This window comes from Microbacterium sp. (assembly GCF_041641055.1).
Classification (GTDB): domain Bacteria; phylum Actinomycetota; class Actinomycetes; order Actinomycetales; family Microbacteriaceae; genus Microbacterium.
In genome coordinates this window covers 87,997-106,285 of the sequence record NZ_JBEPZB010000004.1, presented here as the reverse complement: position 1 = coordinate 106,285, position 18,289 = coordinate 87,997, and the positions used below count along the sequence as shown (strand labels likewise).

Below are 18,289 nucleotides of genomic sequence, written 5' to 3'. Positions count from 1 at the left end.
TGGGCGCGGCTTGGCATCTCCGGGGAGCGCGCCGCCCGACAGCGTCTCCGGGTCAGCGTTCCGGCCGCAGGGTGGGGATCGCGCCCGTGTGTGCGGCGTCGATGCTCTCGCGCCACGAGCGGGACTGTCCGGCGCGCAGCGCGCACAGGACGAGCATGAACCAGCCGGCGCCTGCGAGCGTGAAGCTCTCGAACATCGAGTCGACCGCGAGCGTGACAAGCATCAGCGGCGTCCATGCGTAGACGACGGAGCGGCGCACGCTCGCCACGAGCCACGACCGCACGGTCGCGACACCTCCGAGCAGGAGGAACAGCACGAGCCCGGCGGTGCCCAGCTGGAGCAGGACGTCGAAGTACGCGTTCAGTGCGCTCTGGTGGTGATCGTCGAGGAGGAAGTTGATGTACGTGAACGGGTACTCGCCGCGTGCCCACGGTCCGAACCAGCCCCACCCCTCGATCGGCTTGAGGGCGACGAAGTCGAGGATCGTGTTCCACAGGGTCGCCCTGATCGAGAAGTCCGATCCGGCGTCCAGCAGCGCGATGATCGCATGCCGCAGCGCGAAGGCGGCGGTGAGCGCCATCGCCACGAGGACGCCGAGCACCCACTGCACGACCGTGCGCCGCTCCGCGGGGGTGTGCCGCACGATCGCCAGGGCGACGGCCACGACCCCCACCGCGGCGGCGAGCACGAGCACGGTGGGCGAGGACGAGAGGAAGGCGAGCAGCGTGCCGAGTGCGATCGACGGGACGGCGATGCGGGCGGTGAGCGACTGCGATCGCCACTCGACGACGAAGGTGATCAGGGCGATCACCGTGACGAAGCCGAGCATGTTGCGACTGCCGAAGATCCCCTGCACCGGCCCGCCGACGGCCAGGTCGCCCTGGATGCCGAGGAAGGTGAACGGCATGTCGAGGAGCACCCCTGACAGGATCTCGAGCCCGAGGGACAGCAGCAGCAGGATCCGCAGCGAGTCGCCGAGCGCGCGGACGGTCTGCAGCGTGTCTCGGATGTGGCCGACCGTGATCGCGAGGAACGCGAAGCCGAACAGCGCCATCCACCCGAAGGCGGTGTCGGACTTGTCGGTCGTCCAGACCAGGCTGACCAGGGCCCAGGCGAGGAAGGCCAGCAGCGAGGAGGGCGCGATGCGCAGCAGGGACAGCTCTTCGCGGCGCACCCAGAGGACGCAGGCGCCCAGCGCGCACAGCACGGCGATGACGGTGGCGAGCGTCGCGGGCGACGCGACGCGCTCGATCGTGAACGCGGCGAAGACGGCGGTGAGCACCGCGACCGTGTAGGCGCGCGCGAACTCGGCCGAGCCGAGCAGTCGCGCCAGTCCGCCGTGAGACGTCACGGAACCCGCCGGCTTCTCTCGCCGCGCTCGATCACGCGCTCGCGCTCGCCGACGCCCACCAGCGGCACGGCCTTGATCTTGAAGGACAGCAGCACCAGGAGCATCCAGCCCCACAGCATGATCGGCGTCGACTCTGTCAGCCCCTGCACGAGGAGGACGATGGTGAAGAGGCTCGGCAGCAGTGTGAGGGGGGAGTAGGAGCGGTCGGCATCCAGATCCCACCTCGGCCGGTCCACGGCGAAGAACCACGACCGCCACAGGAGGCCGAGGTACGCGAGTGCCATGAGGGCGACACCGAGGACCCCGAGCTGCATCAGCACATCCAGCCACATGTTGTGCGCGTGGAACACGGTGATGCCGTGGTCGGTGATCCATCCCTCGAACGCCGGGTCGAACGGCACCCAGGGGCTGGAGAAGCCGTTGCCGAACACGGGATGCTCGGCGGCGCGCTCGAGGACCTTCTCCCAGATCTTGTCTGAGCGCCCGGTGAGATCCGCACTGCGGCCGACCAGAGCGAACAGCGGCTCGCGGAGGAGCCAGACGAGGCCGGCGACGACCGCTCCGCCCCCGAGGAAGATCACATACAGTCGCGTGCGCGCCCCGGGTGTCGGTGCCCGGCGCATCAGCAGCGCCACGATGAGCACCAGGCCGGCCGCTGCCGCGCACGCGTAGGCGGTCGCCGATCCTGCGCGGAGGATGAAGTATGCGGCCAGCAGCGCCCACAGCGCGAGCGTCGTGCGCCAGCGAGCACGGGCGGCGAACAGGATGCCGAAGGTGAGCAGGGCGAGCAGGCTGATGATGGCCAGCAGATTCGAGTTGCCGACGATGCCCTGGATGCGCCCTCCGTCGAACAGGTTGCCCCGCACCCAGTACCAGTGCGCGTCGATCTCGCCCTCGGGGCGGACGAAGAAGTTCGGCAGGATCGGCCCGTGCACGACGAGCGCCACCCAGAGCTCGACGGCGAGCGAGAGGCCGAGGATCCACTTGAAGGCGGAGGCGAGTGCTCTGACGATCTCGTGCCACGTGAGCACGTGCACGATGAACAGTGCGTTCACGGTCACACCTGCGAGCAGGACCCACGTGATGAGCGTCGCTCCGCGCCACTGCGACCACGCGACCGAGACCAGCGCGAGGACGGTGTAGGCGGTGGCCGCCCAGGGGAGCCGGCGCCATGCGAAGGCATGCGGGCGGCCACGGGCGATCATCGGGACGCCGATCGCGAGGGTGGCGACCAGGAACGCCGCGAGCGCGATCGCGGCTCCGATCTCGCCGAGCAGGTTGTACACGGCGGAATGCGCGAAGACGGCGAACAGCACCAGGATGATGTAGCCGCGCAGCAGAAGGTGCCCCGTCGACTCGCGCTCCGGCGCGGTGGGCGGGGCCGCCACCGGGTGCTTGGTGTACTGCGCCATCGGGTTCAGGCTACAGCGCGCGGCTGGTCGCCCACTCGACGTCGTCGCCCGTGGCACGGTGTGTTCGGGTGCCAATACGCTGGTGGCATGCTCCTCAGCCTCACCAACACGCCCCGCGACTACGCCTGGGGATCGACCACCCTCCTCGCCGGACTCGAAGGACGCCCGCCCGCGAGCGGGCCGGAGGCGGAGGTCTGGTTCGGGGATCACCCCAGTGATCCTGCTGAGGTGCAGGGCGACGGGACCCTCGACGCCGTGACCGGTGGCGAGCTGCCGTATCTGCTGAAGCTCCTCGCCGCAGCGTCGCCCCTGTCGATCCAGGTCCACCCGACCCGAGAGCAGGCCCGCGCAGGGTGGGAGCGGGAGGCGGCGCTGGATGAGGCCGACCCGACACGCAACTACCGTGACGACAACCACAAGCCGGAGTTGATCGTGGCGCTGAGCGACCGATTCGAGTCGCTCAGCGGACTCCGGCCGATTCCTGACACGCTGCGACTCCTGCAACTGCTCGACGGCGGCGCGGGTGTCGCCGCACTCGTCGAGCGCCTCTCGCAGTCCGGCGACGTGCTGCGAGACGTGATCGGATGGCTGCTGTCGGGTGACGCCCGGGACGAGGTCGATGACATCGTCGCCTCCGTGCGGGCGGCAGCGGACTCGGATGCGGGGGAGTGGACGACCACTCTGGGAGCGGTGTCGGCGATCTCCGAGACCTACCCCGGTGACCCGGGAGTCGTGGTCGCGCTGCTGATGAACCATGTCGTGCTGCGTCGCGGCGAGGGTGTCTTCCTGCGGGCAGGTCTCCTGCACGCCTACATCTCGGGTCTCGGAGTGGAGATCATGGCGGCGAGCGACAACGTCCTGCGCGGCGGGCTCACCCCCAAGCGCATCGACGTCGCGGAACTCCTGTCGATCCTCGACACCACGACGGGCGAGGTGCCGGTGCTCCGCCCGGCCGAGGTCGGGGCCGTCACCGAGTACGAGGTGCCCGTCGACGACTTCGCGCTTCGTCGGGTCGCGCTGAGCGGTCACGAGGTGTCGATAGAGGTGGGCGGGCCCACGATGGTGCTCGCCACCGCCGGCGGCGTGGCGGTGCGCTCGGATTCCGAGGCCGAACGGGCGATCCCGGTGGGCACCGCCGTGTTCGCCACCGCCGACGAGACGCGACTCACGCTCAGCGGCGACGGAGAGGTCTTCGTCGCGTCCCCCGGGGGAGAGCGCGTCCGCTGAGTGACGCGCGTCGCCGCAGAGGTGTCGCGACACGCCGTGTCGAGCTCAAGAACCTTCAAGACCTTATTGAGGGTTTACGATCCGCGACTTGACCGATGCGAATGACACGGGTGTAATTAGTTGAGCACGGCCCGCCGAGGGGGCGGAAATAAAGGGTTGGAGAGCGAGATGACGGGTTACCGTTCAGACGTACCGGAGAACTGGTTCGTCGATCCGGTCAATCTCGGTGTTCCGGGAGTTCGGAAGGCCGAGGCCGACGATGACAACGCGCTCTCCTGGCAGAGCGATGCGCTGTGCTCGCAGACCGACCCCGAGGCCTTCTTCCCCGAGAAGGGCGGATCGACCCGCGATGCGAAGCGGATCTGCACCTCCTGCGACGTGCGCGGAGAATGCCTCGAGTACGCGCTCAACAACGATGAGCGCTTCGGCATCTGGGGCGGCCTCTCCGAGCGCGAGCGCCGCAAGCTCAAGCGCCGCGCGAGCTGAGCGCACTCTTCCGCCGCTTCGCGGCCACGCCGCATCCGGTCCCTGTCGCGGACCTGAGGCACGCATAGGCTGACCACGTCATGCCAGCCCGAGTTCATGCAATCATCGTGGCGCGCCCCGGTTCCTCCGCCCGCGCGCAGCTGCTCCACACACTCGACGCCCTGCGCTCCCAGAGCACACCGGCGGCAGCCATCACCCTGGTGATGTGCGGCGACGCCACCACGGCCAGGGAGAGCGACACCGTCGCGAGCATGGTCGAGGGGATCATCGAGGCGCGCCAGAGCACATCATTCGCGGATGCCGTGGAGCTGGCGCGACCGCGGGTTCTCGACGGCACCGCGATCTGGCTGCTGGCTCACGACACGGCTCCGCATCCGCGTGCTCTCGAACGTCTCGTCGGCACGCTGGAGAAGTCGCCGTCGGCGGCCATCGTGGCCCCGAAGCTCGTGCACACCGACAACGACCGCGAGATCGTCTCCCTCGGGGTGAGCATGACCGGGCTCGGGCGCGCGGTCGAGCTCGCCGCCGGTGAGCTCGACCAGGGACAGCACGACGGTCGTGACGACGCGCTCGGCGCCGACATCCGAGGCCTCCTCATCCGCGGGGAGGTTCGGGACGCGCTGCGTCCGGACCCCGCCCTGGCAGGAGCCGACGAGGGCCTCGACCTGGGCGTGCGTGCACGCCTCGGCGGCGGACGCGTGGTCCTCGCTCCCTCCGCCCGCGTATCGGTGTCGCCGGACGGGCCTGCGGCTCTGCCGACCGGCCGGGGCAGACGCGCCTACGCGAAACGCGTCGCGCAGCTGCACCGTCGTCTGGCCTATGCCCCCGCCTTCGCCGTGCCTCTGCATTGGCTGAGCCTTCTGCCGCTCGCGCTCTGGCGCTCGATCACCGACCTCATCGGGAAGCGCCCCGAAGCAGTGGTCCCGGAGTGGGCCGCCGCGCTGACCGTGCTGCTGCGGTTCCCGGCGATCGCGCGATCCCGCCAGCGGATCAGGGCGTTCCGCACCTCGAGCTGGTCGAGCATCGCGCCCCTGCGGGTGAGCCGCTCGGATCTCCGTCGCCGGCTCGACGACGGTCACGGAAGCGAGGGCGGCGCCGTCAGCGAGCTGCGGTTCTTCTCGGGCGGCGGGGCATGGGCCGTGCTCGCCGCTCTCGTGGTGAGCATCGCGACCTTCACGACGCTCCTGGCGTGGCCGGTGCTCGGCGGGGGCGCGCTGCTCCCGTTGCGCACCACGGTGGCCGCCCTCTGGAGTGACGCCGCCTGGGGACTCCGAGGCCTGGGCGCCGACGTCGTCGGCCCCGCCGACCCCTTCGCCGGGGTGGTCGCCGTGCTCGGGTCGCTGTGGCCGGCGGGCCCGTCGTTCTCGCTCGTCCTGCTGTGGATCCTCGCTCTCCCGCTCGCGGTGCTCGGCGGATGGTTCGCCTCGACCCGCGTCACCGATCGCTCCGGTCTGCGTATCTTCGCCGGCGTCGTCTGGGCGCTCGCGCCGACGTTCCTCACCGCTCTGATCGACGGCCGGCCGACCGCGGTGCTGGTCCATCTGCTCCTGCCCTGGCTTTTCCACACCGCCGTGGTGGCGCACCGCTCCTGGGGTGCGGCGGGAGCGGCATCCCTGCTCTTCGCGGCCGTGACCGCGTGCGCTCCGTCGCTCGCGCCTGCCCTGCTCGTGCTGTGGGTCGTCGCCCTCGGGATCACTCTTGCCGGCGCGCGCCTGCGGGGTGCCGTCCGCCTGCTCTGGCTGCCGGTGCCCGCGATCGCGCTGTTCGCGCCGCTGGTGATCTGGCAGCTCGGACACGGCACTCTCGTCTCGGTGCTCGCCGATCCCGGTGCCGTCTGGCTCGGACCTCACGCAGGGGCGGACCCCGCAGGGAGGCTCGCGCTGGCGACCGGCTTCCCGACCACCGACCTCGCGCGGTGGGTACCCCTGGTCGGCGCGGACCTCGCGCCCTGGGCCGGAGTCCTGCTGGCTCCACTGGCGCTCCTCGCACTCCTCTCGGCCGTCGCCCCGCGCTGGCGAGCCGGAGTCACCCTCCTCGTCGTCGCGCTCGCGGGTTTCGCCACGGCCTTCCTCGCCGTGGGCATCACGGTCTCCTTCGCTCAGGGGACCGCGGTTCCGATCTGGCCGGGAGCCGGGCTCAGCCTCATGTGGATCGGCGTGACGGGCGCCGCACTCGTCACGCTCGACACCGCGCTCACGCTCCCGCGGGTGCGGGTCCTCAGCGCTGCGGTGGCAGGCCTCGCGATCGCGGCCTGCGCGGTGCCCGCGCTCGCCGCCTTCCACACGGGCTCCTCCGTGCTGCGCGACGGTCCGGCGTCCACGCTTCCGGCCTACGTCGCCGCCCAAGCAGGGGACGACCGCCCCGTGGGCACCCTCGTCCTCACTCCGCAGAACGACGGCGGTCTCTCGATGCTCGTGGCATGGGGCGGCAGTGAGACGCTCGGGGCACAGGCCACCATGCTGTCGACGGCGACCCAGCCTCAGGGCACGGACCTCACGACGCTCGCGGTGGATCTGCTCTCGGCTCGCGACTTCGACGCGGCCGATGAGCTCGGGGCGGAGGGCATCGCGTATGTGCTGCTCGCACAGGTGGCGGGTGACGAATCCGATCGGGCGCGCATCCTGCGGACCGCCGCCGTGACCGCGCTCGACCAGCGCGCCGGCTTCGTGCAGGCGGGATCGACGGACAGAGGCGTCCTCTACCGCCTCGAGGCCGACGCCTCGCCCCGCGGCGACCTCTCGCCGGGCCAGCAGGCCACCTCGCGGCTCGTGATCACGCTGCAGCTCGTGCTGGTGTTCGCCGCGCTGCTGCTCTCTGTGCCGACGCGGGCATCGCGCCGAGCCGCCAGGGCGAAGTCCCGCATCGTGGGCCGCGCTCCGGAGGAGCCGCTGGTGCTGCCGCGGCACGCGGAGGACCGCGACCACGGCGACGCGGTCGTGGTTCCGGTGGAGGACGTGTCGCCCGCTGACCCGTCGACCGCTGACCCGTCGACCGCTGACCCGTCGACCGCTGACCCGTCGACCGCTGACCCGTCGACCGCTGACCCGTCGACCGCTTCCGATGACGGAGGGTCCGACCGCGGCAGCGAGTCCGAGCAGGTCGACCCGGCCACCGAGGAGCCGACCGGGGATCCGACCGACGTGCCCGCCGATGTCACGCCGGCGTCGGACGACTCCCACACCGCGACGGTCGCCGAGTATTCCGACGAGACGGCGATCCCGGATGCGTCGGAGTCCGACACCACCGACTCCGACGCCGCCGACTCCGACACAGGGGAAGCCGACGTGCCGAACGACGTCCACGACGTCCACGACGTCCCCGGGGCCCCTGACGACCCTGACGCCCCTGACATCCATGACGACCGCGACGACCGCGACGACCGCGAGGGGGAGAGCCGATGAGCGGCAACCGTGCATTCCGGGTCGCCGCGACCGGCGCTCGCGTCCTGACCGGGGCGGCCGTCGCCGCCGCCTGCGTCGTGGGGGTGGCCTTCGCCGTCTCCGCTCCGTGGCCGACGATCGCCCATGAGCCGGCGCAGACCGCGGTCACGCCGCTTCCCGCTGACACGGTGCTGGTGTGCAACGGCGACTTCCGTGCCATCGGACGCGACTCCTCGAACCCCCTCGAGATGGTGTCAGCAGCCTCCCCGCGGGTGACTGTCGACGGCACTGCGGGCGCACCGGAGTCCGCGCCGCTCTCCGCCGATGATCTGGCGGGCGGCGGTTCGGCGCAGCGCCTGGTCGGTCCCGTCGAGGGCCGCACGGCACCGCTGCTGGGCGGGACCGAGTCCTTCACGCTCTCGGAGCCCGACCTCTTCGGTCTCGCGGCGGCGCCCTGTCGGCCGGGAAGCACGGAGTCCTGGCTCGTGGGCGGCACGGTCGAGACCGGCACAGAGGATCTGATCGTCCTCACGAACCCGGGTGTCGTGCCCTCTACGGTCGCCCTCACCCTGTACGGCTCGGTCCGGGCGTCGAACACGCTGATCGTTCCCGCGCAGTCGCAGGTCGCGCTTCCGCTGACCTCGCTCGCTGCCGGATCGGAGCTCCCGATCGTCGAGGTCACCGCGACCGGCTCGCCCGTGCGCGCCGTGCTGCAGTCGTCTCTCACCCGCACGCTGGACCCGGCCGGCATCGATCTGCAGGATGCGGTGCCTGCCCCGCAGCAGCATCCGGTGCTTCCGGGCGTCCAGGTCTTCGAGAGCCCGGGGGACAACTCCGAGATGGCCGTCCTCAGGCTCATGGCACCCGAGGCGGACTCGCAGGCGGTGGTGACGGTGCAGGAGGTGGGATCTGCTGCGACGGTCGACGAGTTCACGGTGCCGCTCACGGCCGACCAGCCGACCGAGGTCTCCCTCTCGATGCTCGATCCTGGCGTGTACAGCGTGCAGGTCGATGCGGACGCACCGGTACTGGCCGCCGCTCGCGCGCAGGACGGCGCAGGTCCCGAGACCGACTTCGCCTGGGTGACGCCCGCACCGGAGATCGAGGACGAGGTCCTCGTGTCGGTTCCGGCAGGGCCGGCTCCGCGCCTGGTGGTCACGAACGACGCGGATGCCGAGACGACCGTGCAGCTCACTCCGGTCGACGGCGGCGAGCCGATCGACGTGACGATCCCGGCGGGTTCCTCGGAATCGGTCGAGGTGGAACCGCAGACCGTCTACCGGATGACGCCCTCGAGTGCCGTGCATGCCGCGGTCGCGATGACCGCGGCCGGTGCGCTGTCGGTCTGGCCGGTCTGGCCTGCCGCGGGGGCGCAGCAGAGCATCACCGTCTACCCCTGAGGTCCGGCGCCCGATCCGCGTGCGGGTCAGTGCTCGTGGCCGCCGAGGTCCCACGGCTCGCGACCGACATACTCGGCCGCCGCGCGGAAGACGGCGCTCTCGATCGCCATCCGCCGGTGCGCGTTGTCGTCGTGGCCGGGAGGGAGCAGTCGTTCGATGGGCAGTCGGAACAGCACGATCCGCCGGTTCTCCCTGTCCAGGTACCAGCGCGGCACTTCGTCGGTCGCCTCGAAGGCAGGCATCGCGCCGATCTCGAACCGGACGTCCTGGAGCTCAGGCCAGGTTCCGCGGAGGAATTCCACCGCTGTCCCGACCGTGAGGTCGAAGCGGTCGATGCGTCCGTCCAGAGGCGCCAGCGGCGGCCGCACGACCTCGCTGCGTCCGAGGCGACCGTGGCGACCGTGCCGAGCGCCGCGGCGCGGAGCTGCGGAGGTACGCGGACGACGAGGCATAGCGAAAGTCTAGGCGGACTCCGTCGATCGTGGCGGCGCGGCATCCGCTCGTCGCGCCCTCGCACACGTAACCTGGCGGAGATGAACGCAAGACTCTGCTCGAAGGTCGGCTGCGCGCGAGAAGCGGTGGCGACGCTCACCTACGACTACGGCGATCAGATGGCCGCGCTCGGACCGCTGGGTATCGCGCATCATCCGCACGCGCACGATCTGTGCGCGCAGCATGCCGACCGCCTGTCGGTCCCTGCGGGCTGGCTGGTCGTTCGTCACGAGGCACTCCGCGCCTGACCTTGCCGGCCGATCTCTCCGTCGGCGAGCTCAGAGGCCGACGCGACGCCCGGTGAGCTTCTCGGCGCGCCGATCGGCGTTCTGCAGGGCGCGGCGCTCCCGCTCGCGGCGCAGTACCGTGATGCCCACGAGCACCACCTCAGGAGCGACCGGGGGGAGCGGGGAGACGAAGGGCGCGGCCTCGGTCAGCAGGTCCTGGGCGACGCGGGCTCGAGCGGCCGGCACCATCCGCGGTGCGCTCTGCAGGAACTGGGAGATGCGGCGCGCGAGCCGATCCGGCAGCCGAGCCACATCGGCGACCTGTGCCCAGCCGACCAGCTCGACCGGCAGCACCGGCACCGAGGGGATCAGCTTCGGCGTGCGCACGCGCTGGCTGTAGGTGCCGGCGACCATGTCGCCCAGGCGCTGCGATCGGGCGCTGAACGCACCGGCGAGCACGGCTACGCCGCCGAAGGTCATGTAGATCTCCAGCACCCCGACCAGGGCGCGGATGAAGGCGTGTCGGAATCCCGTCGCGCCGCCGTCGATCCGCACGATGCGCCCGCCGATCGCGAGCTTGCCGAGACTGCGTCCGCCGAGCGCCACCTCCATCGTGATCGGGAGGACGACGAAGCTGATCACGATCGACGCGATCACGGCGATCGTGTCGGTCGCCTCATCGAGGACGCCGATGTCGAGGAGCCAGATGCGCAGGAAGACCGTCAGCAGGAACACGGCGAAGGAGACCAGCATGTCGATGAGCGCGCCGGCGGCTCGCAGGATGAACCCGACCGGCTGCACGTCGATCGCGACGGCCTCGCCGGAGAGCACCTCATCGGAGACATCGAGCGGGGCAGACATGAGTACAGTAAATCAGGTGGACGCCGATGCACTGACAGATGCACGCCGCGCGGAGTGGGAGCGGCTCGAGCAGCTCAGTCGCGCTCGGCTCGACGGCGCAGGCGTCGACGAGCTCATCGTCCGGTACCGCGCGGCATCCGCTGATCTCGCCGAGCTGAAGACGTCAGTGGGCGACTCCCCGCAGGGGTCATATCTGTCGACGATCCTCGTGCGTGCACGGCTCCGTCTGACGGGAGCCTCCGACAACATCCTCACCCAGACGGCGCGCTTCTTCTCGCGGCAGCTCCCGGCGGCGCTCTACCGCCTGCGGTGGACGACCCTGGTCGTCGCGGTCTCGTTCATCGCGATCGTGGTCGGCACGGCAGCCTGGATCTCCGCCGACCCTGCCTTGATCGCGACGCTCGGCCCACCCGACCTGCTGGAGCAGTACGCGGACGAGAGCTTCACGGGCTACTACACCGAGAACCCGGCTGCCGTGTTCATGGGCATGGTGTGGTGGAACAACGCCTGGATCGCGCTGCAGTGCGTCCTCTTCGGCATCACCGGGCTCTGGCCGCTGAACGTGCTGGTGCAGAACGCCATGGGACTCGGCGTGTCGGGCGCGGTGATGGCGGCGCACGACCAGGTCGACGTGATGATCCTGTACATCCTGCCGCACGGGCTCTTGGAGATGACCTCGATCTTCGTGGCCGGTGCCGCCGGGTTCCATCTGTTCTGGTCGTGGGTCGCGCCGGGGCATCGCTCGCGGGCCGAATCCCTCGCGGCCGAGGGCCGGGCGCTCGCGACCGTGGCGATCGGACTCGTCTTCAGCCTCTTCGTCTCGGGGCTGATCGAGGGTTTCGTCACCGGCTGGGCGCTGCCGTGGCCGCTCAAGATCGGCATCGGGGCGGCGGCCCTCGCCGCCTTCCTGATCTACATGCTGGTCATCGGAGGGCGCGCCCATCGGCAGGGCGAGACCGGCGACCTGGTCGAGTACGAAGCAGGTACTCCGAGGCTCCTCGCGGGCTGACCATCACCGACGACGTCCGGTCATCGAGGATGTGGCCCCGTCGGGTGTGTCGAACAGCCCCCGGTACGCGAAGCCGGCGAGCAGCGCACCGATCGTCGGGAAGACGAGGAACACCCACAGCTGCGTCAGAGCAGCCGTGTCGCCGTAGACGGCCGTCGCGAGGGACCGAGCCGGATTGATCGAGGCGAGGTCGATCGGAAGCAGCACCAGGTGGATCAGCATCAGCGTGAGGCCTGCGACGAGTCCGCCGAACCGCGAGCCGCGCACCGGGTGCGTCGCCCCCAGGACCACCAGCACGAAGATCGCCGCGAACAGCGCCTCGACGATGATCGCCGCCCAGATCCCGAATCCCGCGGGCGACGCGGAGCCGAAGCCGTTGCTCGCGAAGCCGGCCGTGCGCTTCGCCTCGAGCCAGCCGTCCGGCCCGAAGAGCCCGATGAGGAAGATCAGGGTGGAGGCGACGAGCCCACCGATGCACTGGGCCAGGATGTACGCCGGCACGTCGCGCCACGGCATCCGTCCCGCCGCCGCGAACCCGACGCTGGTCGCCGGGTTGAAGTGGCCGCCGGAGATCGGTCCGAACGCGTACCACGAGACGGTGAGAGCGAGGCCGGCTGCCAGCGCCACTCCGACGAAGCCGATCCCGGTGCCTGCGTCGACCTCGTCGATCCCGGAGGCGAAGAGCGCGGCCCCGACGATGCTCAGCACGAGGATGGCTGTGCCGAAGGCCTCGGCGGTGAGGCGGGCGGTCATCGTCGACGGCGTCATGGCCTGGTCGACGGACACGCCGAAGCCGCCGCTCGTGTCGTCCGGTGCAGACCGTGTCACAGCCGCCCAGCCGCCTTCAGTTCGAGGTACCGGTCGGCGATCCGCGGCGGAAGGGTCTCCGGATCCGCCGCGATCGCCTCGCCACCGGCGCGCCGCACCGCGTCGGCGACGTTCTCGGCGTCGCGCATCGTCCGCTCCGCCGCTGCGGCCAGGTAGATCTCCTCACGCGAGCCTCGCTGCGTGGCGAGACGCGCGATGCCGTCGTCGGTGACGGAGCCGACCAGGATCGAGGTGGCCCTCGAGGCATCGGGGAACGCGCCGAGGAAGCCGCGCGCGGATTCGGCGGCATCCTGAGCGGTCAGCACGACGATCAGCGAAGGGCGTGTCGTGAGCGTGCGGACGGCTGCGAAGGCTCCATGCCAGTCGGTGTCCACCAGACGCGCGTGCACGGGGGCCATGGCGTCGGTCAGGGCGGGGAGGAGCGCCGTCCCTTCGACGCCGGTGACCCTGGCGCGCACCACCCGGTCGTACATCAGCAGGTGCACGTGGTCGCCTGCCCGAGCGGCCAGAGCGGCCAGCAGCAGCGCGGCCTCGAGCGATGCGTCGACTCTCGTCCCGTCCCCGACGCGAGCGGCCGCCGTGCGCCCGGTGTCGATGATGATCACGACGTGACGATCGCGCTCGGGTCGCCAGGTGCGCAGCATGGTGGTGCCCGCGCGAGCGGTCGCCCGCCAGTCGATCGAGCGCACGTCGTCGCCCCGCACGTATTCGCGCAGCGAGTCGAACTCCGTGCCCTGTCCTCGTACCTGGATGCTGGTGTTGCCGTCGAGCTCGCGCAGTCTCGCGAGGCGGGACGGAAGGTGCTTGCGGGACGAGAACGCCGGAAGCACCCGGATCGACCCGCGGACCCGGTGCCGCGCCTGACGCCCGGCCAGCCCCAGCGGTCCCTGGGAGCGGATCATCACGAACTCGCTGGACAGCTCGCCGCGGCGGCGGGGAAGCAGGGGGATGGCGGTGCGTCGGCGTTCGCCTGGCGGCACGGTCAGCCGGTGTCGGGCGTCATCGGCGCCGGCCGTCGGCTGCCACGCGTCGCGGATCAGCGCGTGCAGCGTCCGGGAGCCCTGGTTCTGCAGCGCCAGGCTGACCGGCACCGGCTCGCCGAGTCTCGTGCGTGCAGGCACGCGCCTGGTCACGACGACCGTGTGGGGGCTCGGTGCGAGAACCACGTCGAGACCGACCAGGAGCAGGCACAGGGCCACCCAGATGCCGAGCGCCGCGTACGGCGGGTATCCCGCGAGCCCGGTGAGGACGAGCGGGACGATGCCGACGGCGACGGCGAGCGCGAGACGACCGGTGACGAACACCTAGATCGGCACCCTGGTCTGCTGCACGACGGAGGTGAGCACGGCGTCGGCCGACACCCCCTCCATCTGGGCGTCGGGGCGCAGCTGCAGGCGGTGGCGCCAGACCGGCACGAGCATGGTCTGCACGTGGTCGGGCGTGACCGCCGTCGACGCGTTGAGCCAGGCCCATGCCTTGGCGGCGGCCAGCAGGCCCGTGGAGGCACGCGGGCTCGCCCCGAGCTCGACGGAGGGCGACTGCCTGGTCGCCCGTGCGAGGTCGACGACGTAGCCGAGCACGTCGTCGGTGACCTCGACGCGGCCGGCGGCATCCTGCGCCGCGCGGATCTCGTCCGCAGTGACCACGGATTCGACGCCGGTGAGCTCCCGCGGCGAGAAGCCGGAGGCGTGCTTGCGCAGCACGGACACCTCGGCATCCCGTTCTGGCATGCCGACCACGAGCTTCATCAGGAAGCGGTCCAACTGAGCCTCGGGAAGGGAGTAAGTGCCCTCGTGCTCGATGGGGTTCTGCGTCGCGGCGACCAGGAACGGGTCGGGGAGCGGGCGGCTGACGCCGTCGGCCGACACCTGGCGCTCCTCCATCGCCTCCAGCAGCGCGGCCTGCGTCTTGGGAGGTGTGCGGTTGATCTCGTCCGCGAGCAGGACGTTCGTGAACACGGGCCCCGCGCGGAAGTCGAACTCGCCCGTGCGCGCGTCGTAGACGAGCGACCCGGTCACGTCTCCCGGCATCAGGTCGGGGGTGAACTGCACGCGCTTCGTGTCGAGACCGAGCGCGCGCGCGAACGAGCGGACGACCAGGGTCTTCGCGACGCCGGGGACGCCCTCGAGCAGCACGTGTCCTCGGGCCAGGAGCGAGACGAGGAGGCCGGTGACGGTGCCGGCCTGTCCGACCACGGCCTTGTCGACCTCGGTCCGCACACGGTGCATGGCCTGACGCAACGAGGCGTCGTCGAAGTTCTCAGCGGTCACGTGGTGTCCTCGGCTTCCGTAGGGAGAGGTGGGTGGCGGTGCAGCGCAGTGGAGGCATCAGTCGGCCTTGCGGATCGGGGTGAAGGAGGTGTCGACGGCGCGCTCCAGCTCCTGGAGTCGACGCGCCATCTCGATCAGGGTCGGGTCGTCCCCGGGGAGAGGACCCGCGATCAGGTCGTGCAGCGATCCTCGCGGGATGCGCAGACGATCGGCGGCGGCGTCTGCGACCTCCTCGGGGCGGGCGTTCACGGCGAGCCCGAGTCGGCGGGCCAGTCGCCGCGTGCTGCCGTCGCGGATCGCCTCGGCGGCATGGGTCGCATCGCCCGCCTTCGCGGTGAGACGTGCGCGACCGTGCATCGTCTCCGAGGCGCGGACGGTGACGGGAAGGGTCTCGGAGACCAGAGGGCCGAAGCGCCGTCCGCGCCACAGGGCGACGGAGACGCCGGCGACCATCAGGAGCAGGATCGCGGGGGTCACCCACCCAGGCGTGAGGGACCCGAGCGTGTCGGGCATCTCGCCCTCGATGTCGCTGTCACCGAAGCTCGGGACATACCAGACGACGCGGTCCGTCTGTCCGAGGAGGGCGAGGGCCAGGGCCGCGTTCCCTTCCTCGCGCAGGGAGGAGTTGCTGAACAGGCGAGCTCCTTCGACGACGACACGGGTGGCTCCGTCGGACTCGTCGATGAGGACGGCCGCCGCCTCGTCGGTGCCGAAGCATCCTTCCACGCCGTCGGCCGGTGTGAACAGGCGCTCTGGGCGGATCGTCCCCACTCGGGCGAACTCGGGCGCCGCGCACTGCGCGTCCACCGGAGAGGCGTCGGACGCGGCGTTGTCGCCGATGCGCAGGACGTTGAGCAGATGCGTGCTGGTGGAGAGGAAGACCACGCGGTCGGCGGGGGCCATCAGCTCCTCGAGTCCCTCGTCGGTCAGCGTGTACGGATTCGTCATCACGAGGGTGGCGCCGTCGTCGAGTGCGGCGCGCGCCTCGGCGCGCGAGCGGTGCACAGTGACCTCGACACCCTGATCGTCAAGGATCTGCGCCAGGGCCATCGCCCCCGAATCGCCCACGCTCTCCGGGTCGAGGGCTCCGCGATCGGACGGCATCCTGGCCGCGACCTGGATCGCCACGAACACGCCGCCGAGGACCAGCACGACGACGATCCCCCAGCCGAGCAGGGTGCGCAGACGGCGTCCGCGGGGCGCCCGTTCCGCGGTCGACCGCTGCTCGTCGGTGGGGGCAGGTGCCGTCATGCGCTCACCAGCTCGGGCGGCGCGGCGGCGAGGCGATCGTCCGTGGCCGCGAGCTGTGCGTAGCTGTCTGCGGTCGCGGGGTGTCGGAGGTAGCGCACGTCATCGAACGAGACGGCGGCGGCACGCGCCGCCGCGGCCTCGGCGGCGAACACGGCGGCGACCTCGCGGGCGATGGCCTGGGCGGTCGCGCCCGGAGCGGGGTCGATGAGGTCCCTCTCGAGCAGGCCCCTGGCGAGCGCGCGGTAGCGCAGGATCGTCGCCTCGTCCCAGTCGCCGGCGCGCGCACTGCGGGTCGCTTCGGCTCGCAGCTGCGCGGCGGAGCGGTCGTCGTCGGCTCCCAGGAGTCCGCCCGAGGGGCGCCGTACGGCATTGGCGCGGCGCGGTCGCCCCCAGATGATGAGAGCGGCGACCAGGGCGCCGAACACGATGATCCCCACGACGATCAGCGCGGAAGGACCGACGCTCGCCCCGTTGTCCGAGCTGAACAGGTCGGCGAGGAAGCGCCCGATGTCGCGGGCCATCAGATCGAACCAGGTCGGCGTGGCGTCGGCGTAGCGCGGGTCGGAGAGCTCCTGCTCGGCCCACTTCCTCGCCTCATCGCCGTCCGGGACGAGGACGTCGTCGAGCGGACGGATCATGCCGTTCCTTCGCCGCCGGCACCCGGAGCGGTCCAGGCGTCATCCGGCGAAGACGGCGCGGGGGAGGCCGGGGCGGCGGGCGGCGGGGCGTACGCCGGCGGAGGCGTGGGCGCCGGCGGCTGTGCGTATGCCGGAGGCTGTGCCGGGTACTGCTGTGCGGGGTACTGCTGTGCGGGGTACTGCTGTGCGGGGTACTGCTGTGCGGGGTACTGCTGTGCGGGGTACTGCTGTGCCGGGTACTGCTGTGCCGGGTACTGCTGTGCCGGGTACTGCCCGGGATGCTGCGGGGCGCCGTACCCCGCGGAGGCCATCGCCCATTCGGGAACCTGCTTCGGTGGAGGACCGCTCGCCACGGCGCGAGAGGGGTCGAGGACGAACGGATCGCCGAGCTGCTCATCGGTCCATCCGAGGTCCCGTCGTTCGACGTGACCGATGAGCGTCTGGTCCAGTCCCTCGTATCGCATCCGACTGTCGAGGTAGACGAGGGTCCCGGCCGTGCTCTGCACGACGAGGGTGATGGCCTGGAGCACGAGCAGCAGGATCTGCGGGGCCAGCAGGGCGAAGACGAAGGCCAGGATGGCCGCCGTGTCCGTGGACCCCGTCGGTGCGATCACGGAGCCGACCATCGAGCTGACGAGGGCGACCGGGATGCTCACGACCTGCATCGCGACGCCCATCATGGCGCCGATGAGGAACGTGACGCCGAACGCGACCCAGAAGCGGCCACGCGTCAGGCGCCAGGAGCGCACCAGAGCGTCGCGGAACTTCGCCCGCTCGAGCACGAGGATCGAGGGGACCAGGAGCAGCTTGGTCGTCAGCCACACGGCGAGCGGCACGGTGGCCGCGATCAGGAGGAGGACGATGACCACCATCCCGCCGACCGCTTCGGCCGATCCTCCGATGCCGCCGGCGATCAGTCCCGCGATGATCAGGAAGATGATGATGATGACACCGAAGATGAACAGGACCGACAGCGAGGCGAAGGCGGCGAGACGCCAGAACGACGGGATCATCCGTCGCCAGAGCGTGCCCAGAGAGGCCTTGACGCCGATGGAGGCATAGCCGATCTCAGCCGCGACGACGCCCTGCATGAGGGCCGTGAAGGCGATGGAGGCCAGGCCGACGGCGATGCCGGCCACGATGTTCATCGCGACCATGCCTGCGAACACCGCCTCGAAATCGGGCGATGAGGGAGAGAGGGACTCGATCCTGGCGAAGGTCGTGACGAACACGAATCCCATCACGCCGGCGCTCAGCACCACCACGATGAGCTGGATGACCACGCCGAAGCCGAACAGGACCTTGGGGTTGTGCCGCAGCGCGGCGAAGGACTTGCCCAGCAGCATCCCGAAGGTCAGCGGGTGCAGGGGGATGATGCCCTTCTTCGGGGCAGGGGTCCACGTCTGGCCGCTCACCGGCACTCCCTCCGTCGTGCGCTCCCATCGTGTCACAACACC

The 18,289-nt window shown here is 70.9% G+C and carries 16 protein-coding genes; 6 read left to right on the top strand and 10 right to left on the bottom strand.

Going from position 1 to position 18,289, the window contains the following annotated elements:
* Positions 1-52 precede the first annotated feature (52 nt).
* Entirely contained in the window at positions 53-1,351 is a 1,299-nt protein-coding gene (locus ACESK8_RS04025) for an O-antigen ligase family protein (protein WP_372967376.1), read from the bottom strand.
* A complete protein-coding gene (locus ACESK8_RS04020) occupies positions 1,348-2,763 on the bottom strand; it encodes an O-antigen ligase family protein (protein WP_372967375.1) in 1,416 nt (471 codons plus the stop codon). The genes ACESK8_RS04025 and ACESK8_RS04020 overlap by 4 nt, the downstream gene beginning before the upstream one ends.
* 87 nt (positions 2,764-2,850) lie before the next feature.
* Here ACESK8_RS04020 and manA point away from each other — a divergent pair, with 87 nt between their 5' ends.
* The 4 genes from manA (at position 2,851) to ACESK8_RS04000 (ending at position 9,256) form a co-directional block, all read left to right on the top strand.
* Positions 2,851-3,990, top strand: coding sequence for a mannose-6-phosphate isomerase, class I (manA, locus tag ACESK8_RS04015; RefSeq protein WP_372967374.1), 1,140 nt, complete (start codon positions 2,851-2,853; stop codon positions 3,988-3,990).
* Between the two features lie 168 nt (positions 3,991-4,158).
* Positions 4,159-4,476 (top strand): WhiB family transcriptional regulator, encoded by a 318-nt coding sequence (locus ACESK8_RS04010; RefSeq protein ID WP_372967373.1) that lies wholly within the window; start codon positions 4,159-4,161, stop codon positions 4,474-4,476.
* Between the two features lie 80 nt (positions 4,477-4,556).
* The gene (locus tag ACESK8_RS04005) at positions 4,557-7,877 is read left to right on the top strand and encodes a glycosyltransferase (RefSeq protein ID WP_372967372.1); all 3,321 of its coding nucleotides are present in this window, start codon (positions 4,557-4,559) and stop codon (positions 7,875-7,877) included.
* Positions 7,874-9,256 carry a DUF5719 family protein gene (locus tag ACESK8_RS04000; protein WP_372967371.1) on the top strand — a complete coding sequence of 461 codons (1,383 nt, stop codon included), beginning with the start codon at positions 7,874-7,876 and terminating at the stop codon, positions 9,254-9,256. Before ACESK8_RS04005 ends, ACESK8_RS04000 begins: the two co-directional genes overlap by 4 nt.
* A gap of 26 nt (positions 9,257-9,282) precedes the next feature.
* Here the strand turns inward: ACESK8_RS04000 and ACESK8_RS03995 are convergent, their stop codons facing one another.
* On the bottom strand, positions 9,283-9,624 hold the full coding sequence (locus ACESK8_RS03995) for a metallopeptidase family protein (RefSeq protein ID WP_372967449.1): 342 nt from the start codon (positions 9,622-9,624) through the stop codon (positions 9,283-9,285).
* Between the two features lie 165 nt (positions 9,625-9,789).
* Here ACESK8_RS03995 and ACESK8_RS03990 point away from each other — a divergent pair, with 165 nt between their 5' ends.
* Positions 9,790-9,996 carry a DUF3499 family protein gene (locus ACESK8_RS03990; RefSeq protein WP_372967370.1) on the top strand — a complete coding sequence of 69 codons (207 nt, stop codon included), beginning with the start codon at positions 9,790-9,792 and terminating at the stop codon, positions 9,994-9,996.
* A gap of 30 nt (positions 9,997-10,026) precedes the next feature.
* On the opposite strand, the gene ACESK8_RS03985 is transcribed toward ACESK8_RS03990, so the two are convergent.
* Positions 10,027-10,836 carry an RDD family protein gene (locus ACESK8_RS03985; RefSeq protein ID WP_372967369.1) on the bottom strand — a complete coding sequence of 270 codons (810 nt, stop codon included), beginning with the start codon at positions 10,834-10,836 and terminating at the stop codon, positions 10,027-10,029.
* A gap of 16 nt (positions 10,837-10,852) precedes the next feature.
* Between ACESK8_RS03985 and ACESK8_RS03980 the strand changes: the two genes are divergently transcribed.
* Positions 10,853-11,845 (top strand): stage II sporulation protein M, encoded by a 993-nt coding sequence (locus ACESK8_RS03980; protein WP_372967368.1) that lies wholly within the window; start codon positions 10,853-10,855, stop codon positions 11,843-11,845.
* A 3-nt stretch (positions 11,846-11,848) separates the two neighbouring features.
* Here ACESK8_RS03980 and ACESK8_RS03975 read toward each other — a convergent pair whose 3' ends face one another.
* From ACESK8_RS03975 to ACESK8_RS03950, 6 genes are all read right to left on the bottom strand, one after another.
* The gene (locus tag ACESK8_RS03975) at positions 11,849-12,673 is read right to left on the bottom strand and encodes an aquaporin (RefSeq protein WP_372967367.1); all 825 of its coding nucleotides are present in this window, start codon (positions 12,671-12,673) and stop codon (positions 11,849-11,851) included.
* Positions 12,670-13,977, bottom strand: a complete 1,308-nt coding sequence (locus ACESK8_RS03970) for a DUF58 domain-containing protein (RefSeq protein WP_372967366.1) — start codon at positions 13,975-13,977, stop codon at positions 12,670-12,672. Before ACESK8_RS03970 ends, ACESK8_RS03975 begins: the two co-directional genes overlap by 4 nt.
* Complete coding sequence (locus ACESK8_RS03965; RefSeq protein ID WP_372967448.1) at positions 13,978-14,901, bottom strand: AAA family ATPase; 924 nt, start codon at positions 14,899-14,901, stop codon at positions 13,978-13,980. It abuts the gene before it with no gap.
* A gap of 99 nt (positions 14,902-15,000) precedes the next feature.
* Positions 15,001-16,194, bottom strand: coding sequence for a DUF4350 domain-containing protein (locus ACESK8_RS03960; protein ID WP_372967365.1), 1,194 nt, complete (start codon positions 16,192-16,194; stop codon positions 15,001-15,003).
* The gene (locus ACESK8_RS03955) at positions 16,191-16,832 is read right to left on the bottom strand and encodes a DUF4129 domain-containing protein (protein WP_372967364.1); all 642 of its coding nucleotides are present in this window, start codon (positions 16,830-16,832) and stop codon (positions 16,191-16,193) included. The genes ACESK8_RS03960 and ACESK8_RS03955 overlap by 4 nt, the downstream gene beginning before the upstream one ends.
* The gene (locus ACESK8_RS03950) at positions 16,829-18,247 is read right to left on the bottom strand and encodes a hypothetical protein (RefSeq protein ID WP_372967363.1); all 1,419 of its coding nucleotides are present in this window, start codon (positions 18,245-18,247) and stop codon (positions 16,829-16,831) included. The genes ACESK8_RS03955 and ACESK8_RS03950 overlap by 4 nt, the downstream gene beginning before the upstream one ends.
* Positions 18,248-18,289 lie beyond the last annotated feature (42 nt).